Consider the following 5,032-nt stretch of genomic DNA (forward strand, 5'->3'; position numbering starts at 1 on the left):
CTTGAAAAACTGGGAGCGCGAGGTACTTTCTGTGATTTTCAACATTTCGCTAATTTCCTTATGCGTGAACCCGTCTATCAGGAACAGGTTGACAACAATGCGGTAACCGTCCGGGAGACTGTTGATCACATCCAGCAAAACAACCATATCGAGCTGCTGTATAATTCGGGTATAATCTTCTGATTTGATTTCATGGTGCATTTCGTCGACCGCCGAATGCATTTGCTCCAATTTGGTAGTGCGGTGATAGTAGTTGATCGCCGTTCGGATCACAATCGATTTCACCCAGCTGCCGACCATTTTGATATCTTTCAGATCATCCAGGTTCTTGAAAACCTTGATCAAAGCTTCCTGGAAAATATCTTCTGCCTCAGCGCCGGTTTTGGCATAACGTGCGCAAACACCGAGCAGCTTGGATTTATAAAGTTCGTAAAAAGCAGTCTGCGCGCTGGCGTCCTGCCTTTGACAGGCTTTGACCAGTTCTTCCAGCGAGCTGTATTTTCTGCTTTTAAAAAACTTCATGCAATCAATTTAAACTTTAATAAAGATTCGTAATACCGGGTGTGCGCTTACCAGTTTACATAAATCATTTGGATACGATCTACCTCGCGCCCATCCTTGTCCAATTTCACTTCTAAACTTTCCTGAACGCCTCTTTGCAGGAACAGGCTGTACCCGCCAGTGTAATGTATTTCATATCCCGAGCCGAGTGTGAATCCGTAATCAGTTTGCATTTGCTGTAGATATGCCTGAATATGTGCGGGCAGGTTCAGTGTATTCGTAATTTCTTTCCTGTTGAAACTCGTCCAAAGCAAAGTGCCTTTTGAATCAAAAGTGAAATCGTAAACATTATCACCTACGTGCTGCGCATTCATGCGGTACATTCTTTCATTCTTATCATTGATAAACATGGCGCCGCCAATGCTTCTCAGGTTTTCTGCCGCTATAAAAGCTTGTATGTTTTCCGGAATGTAATTGGGATACATACGTCCAAAAAACTTATAATGGGGCACGCAGTTCAAAACGTAAGAGCGAAATCCGGCGGTCCATAACATTTGGTAGTCCTTATTCTGATAGGTGTATCGGGCAACAAATTGCTTCTCTGTATCAATAAATGATTCAACTTGCTCCCGGTAGCCGGTGAGCTCCACACCAGCCAGCGTCGTGTTAACCAACAAATTGCGTATAGAATCAGGCACTTCTGAATCCAAAGTCCGTAAACTTCTCAATACCTCCACGGAATCCAGCCCGGCATAGTACCGGTCGCTTCCGAGCTTGAAATCTGCTTCCCAGAAGTTTCCCTTTTCAACCACGCGCATCGTGGTTTCCGTCGCGTCAGGGTATTTTTGTTTAAAAATATTCGCGACTCTCTCGGGAACCTCGGGCAGAACTACTGGATCGGGCGGCTCGATGACCGTGTTACATCCAACCAGGCACACCCCGATCATGCTTACTACAAAGAGGCTGATAAAGGAGGATTTTGGCAAAACACAATTTTTAAAACGGGAGATCATACATTTCCGGCTCAAAGCGTCCATTTATTTCTTACCTGTGGAATGTCATGACAATACAGCTAAGCAGACACAAGTTAGCAAGTTACCGCTGCCTGACATTTGAATATTTTCTTTAAATTTTTTTGATTGGTCTGAAAACCAAGCAAGTGCGTGCATAATGTGCCGGTTGAATCAGTTAAACCAGACTGCCCGCTGCAGGCTTTCCAACAAATGCGGAATCGAAAATACAGTCATTGGAATTTGCTGGGGCATGAAAATCAGGTAGTGTGTGGGAATAAACATGCAAAGTATACAGGCGACAGGCAGATAGTCACCTTGAAGTGCGTCTTTATTTTTGAAATAAATCGCAAATGAAACCAGCATCATCGGGAATGCATAAATCATACTACGGGTGATATCATATACACTGTACGCTACTATTATTTGCACGATAATAATACCCAGGCTAGCTAAAAAGATCGCATTGTTCCGTCGGGAAATAATGTACAATGCACAGAAAAACAAGACCCACAATCCTTCAAATGAAAGAAAAACACCCAGGAATCTGTTTTCAATCTGGAAAGGGATCAGCGCGGGACTTACACCTTCATTCTTTCCCAATGGTGTGTGCAAATCAAACTGAACGGTAAGCAACATACGTGTTAATCCATATGCTAACATAGCCAGAATGCAAACATAAATTTGTGGCTTAAACAATTGCTTTATTAGTTGACTTTTTGGTTCCGGAATAGCAAAGTTGTTAAGCTGTAATAAATGAAACAATACAATTCCGGGTAATGCAACAACAGCTCTTTCGTCAGTCCAGAATGCTAATTGAAGTGCTATAAATATCAGTAACGGATTTCGAAAATATATGGCTGACAATATGAAAAAATAAGCATATCCATCAAACCAAAAATCATAATCCCAGAAAAAAGCTTTACACAGATAAGTGCACGAACATGCCCAAACAAACGTCCAGGCACCGATTTGACTGGCGAACCTCAGACAAACATGCACAAGCATATAGATAAACGGGTACAATAAAGCTGACTGAATGATATACAACCACATCATATTACTTCCCGACTTCTCCACATCCAGTCCCAACGATTTTCCTATTAATGGAACCGTTAATCTGAATACTACTTTTGAACCGTGTGTATCCGTTGAAAGATCAGTTGTAGGTTGTAACGGTTCCGCTATTTTCTTGAAATAATAAGAATAGGTTTTGGCAAGATTAGGATCGCCTAATAACTCAACATATTTTGGAAATGTGGTTAAAAAAACAAAAACAAAAACAATAAAAACCAGTTTGTGATTAATCTCTCTGCTATCCGAAGAGAGACTATTCCAAAAGTAGTTCTTCATTAAAGAGGAAGTAGATATAAGTGCCATTCATAACTATGACACTTATGCTCTTTTTCCCGCTGCCTGCATTTTTATTTTTTTTTCGTACTCTTTTAGCAAAAGTCATTTCTCAATTATTTATCGGTAAGTATCCGCGAACCAACACATACTTTCCAAAATGAACCTGAGACTCAGGCACAGCTGATCACGTTATGAAAAACCTATTCAAATTGGCGATCTTTTTTTATCTCTCGACATTCCGCGCCTTCTGCCAGGAAGCTCCCCGGTCGCTCAATGCTTACATTGAATTCATGAGCCAGTCTGCGGACGTGGTAACCAGCCGCTTCGAGATGCTGAACCGGTACCAGGAGGAAATTGACCGTTACCAGAAACGTCCCGGCACTTTGCTGCGGCTACCTTCTTCCGGCCCGCTGGAAGCCTTCTATTACAATAAGGCGAAACAACCACGAAGTCTCACACCCGCGGAGCGGCAACAGCTGAATGCAGCCGCCGACTCTCTGTGGCAACTGGTGAACGAGCTGGATGAAACCGCCAAATCACTCGAAACATACGTCCGGCTGGAAGCATACAAAGATGATCACCTCAAACAGTCGGGTGAAATCGTTGCGAAAATGCATGCGCATTTCAGGTCTTTCCAGCGCCAGCGCACGGGATTCTACCGGCAACTCCACAAAGTGTACCAGCGGTATCAGCCCTATCAGGCCGCCGATCCGTACCTGAGCACGGAGCGGGAAATGGAGCAGGCGATCGCCATTCAGCAAACACTACTCGATTCACTAGCCTTCTACGCAGACCAATCGACGCGCTCACCTTGGCCGGTGGAAACTGTGCAGCGGAGCATGCTCGCGGATCAGAAGCTGCTGAATGCATTTGGCAAGTCGCAGGCAGGTCTGGCTTATCCTGCATCCGATATGGTTGGAAGTTTTAAAGAGTCGATCATTGCGATGCAGCAGATCAAACGGGACGCGATAGACAGCTATAACCATGCTGCGCAACAATCTGCTGAGCATGGAAATGCTATTTATCTGTCACTTTTGAAGCGGTTTAACCAGGATATGCTGGTCACGCAAAAGGCTTTTGCAGATTACAGCCGGCAGCAAAAGGGACTACTTTATTACCCTTCTTACAGCCCGGCAGTAAGCGAACAGCTCCAACAGGAGCAACAGCGAAGTGCAGCCACAAAACCTTTTGCAGATATAGCCGCGCCTGTTCTGACCCTCAAAAAGACAAGTACACCAGCCTCGGCCGCAACGATCAGGACTTTGAATGGATTTGTCGAGCTGATCAATGAACTACTTCGTCAAATGCACCTGATGCAGCTGCTGGTGCGCAATTACCAGTCTACTGCCGAATATTACCGCGACCCAGCCAGGGCGGCCAAGCGCGCCGACCTCACCTACTCGCACAAGGATTTCAAACTGCCGCTTTCTGCCTATCAGCTTTTGGTAAGTGCAGCTACCACACTCCCACCCGCTTACCGGACGCCCGTTTACACCCAGGCAGATGTGCTGATGAACATTATGAAAGAAATGGATGCGCTGAGTATCGAGCTGACCAGCTACACAACTGAAAAGAAGTACCTCAAAGACCAGCTGCGCCGCTCCGACGAAATCCTCGACCGGTACGCAGTATTGTTTCAAATTGTCGATAACAAAAAGGAACAGCTGTACAACGACGTGCGCAAAATACACGAAAGCTATCCCAATGCAGCCGCGGCAACCTCATGGAATACCTCAGGCAACGCGCTCCTGAAAACACTTGATGATGATAAGGCACTGCTCTTCGGAGTACGCGCATTCTATCAGGGAGATCAAACGTCGGTACCTTCTGCTTCAAGCGTGGAATCAGGTGCCAAACAGCTGATCGCGGATGAGTACAAAAATATGAATGGATTGAAAAGGTATGGTCGTAACAATGGACTTTGTCCGTACACGCCCTACGAAGACCTCGCGGGCAATTCACTGCGTTTTGCTGAAAAAGTGACGAAAGTTAAACCTGTTGCACCGGGCACAACCAACCATCCGTATGAATCCTTTTACTATTTCTACAATGGAGAGTTGGTGTATTTGTATAACCAGTTTGTCGAGCTGGCCAATTCCGGTTTGCTGAAAGCGATCAATCAGCCTGATCTTTTTGCATTCAGAAGAGCTGCGGCAAATCCGGGTGGT

The 5,032-nt window shown here is 45.0% G+C and carries 4 protein-coding genes; 1 reads left to right on the forward strand and 3 read right to left on the reverse strand.

All coding sequences use genetic code 11. The annotated features are described in order from the left end of the window. From ACTIE6_RS17315 to ACTIE6_RS17325, 3 genes are all read right to left on the reverse strand, one after another. A partial coding sequence (locus ACTIE6_RS17315) for an RNA polymerase sigma factor (protein ID WP_439557835.1) occupies positions 1–522 on the reverse strand: 522 nt, incomplete at its 3' end. Positions 523–569: 47 nt separating this feature from the next. Further along, a complete protein-coding gene (locus tag ACTIE6_RS17320; RefSeq protein WP_439557836.1) occupies positions 570–1,487 on the reverse strand; it encodes a hypothetical protein in 918 nt (305 codons plus the stop codon). A 198-nt stretch (positions 1,488–1,685) separates the two neighbouring features. Beyond that, the gene (locus ACTIE6_RS17325; protein ID WP_439557837.1) at positions 1,686–2,150 is read right to left on the reverse strand and encodes a hypothetical protein; all 465 of its coding nucleotides are present in this window, start codon (positions 2,148–2,150) and stop codon (positions 1,686–1,688) included. A gap of 905 nt (positions 2,151–3,055) precedes the next feature. Here ACTIE6_RS17325 and ACTIE6_RS17330 point away from each other — a divergent pair. Further along, the coding region (locus ACTIE6_RS17330; RefSeq protein WP_439557838.1) for a hypothetical protein at positions 3,056–5,032 on the forward strand (1,977 nt) is incomplete at its 3' end.

The organism is Dyadobacter sp. (genome assembly GCF_051859145.1).
GTDB lineage: Bacteria > Bacteroidota > Bacteroidia > Cytophagales > Spirosomataceae > Dyadobacter.